Below are 301 nucleotides of genomic sequence, written 5' to 3' on the forward strand. Positions count from 1 at the left end.
ACATCTCGCAGACGATGCAGCAGACGATGGGCCAGCTGATCAACTCGCTGCTGACCGTCATCGGCGTGCTGATCATGATGTTCTGGATCTCGCCGCTGCTGGCGCTGGTCGCCCTGGCGACGGTGCCGCTGTCGGTAGTCGTGGCGACCAAGGTGGGCAAGCGCTCGCAGCCGCAGTTCGTCCAGCAGTGGAAGGTGACGGGCAGGCTCAACGCCCACATCGAGGAGATGTACACCGGGCACACCCTGGTGAAGGTCTTCGGCCGGCAGGAGGAGTCCGCGCGGGACTTCGCCGAGCAGAA

The 301-nt window shown here is 64.8% G+C and carries 1 protein-coding gene; it reads left to right on the plus strand.

Going from position 1 to position 301, the window contains the following annotated elements:
* Nucleotides 1-301: ABC transporter transmembrane domain-containing protein (locus J0695_RS42795; RefSeq protein ID WP_242553833.1), on the plus strand; the 301-nt coding region annotated here is incomplete at both ends.

Origin of the sequence: Streptomyces beijiangensis (assembly GCF_017315755.1) — a bacterium.
GTDB lineage: Bacteria > Actinomycetota > Actinomycetes > Streptomycetales > Streptomycetaceae > Streptomyces > Streptomyces beijiangensis.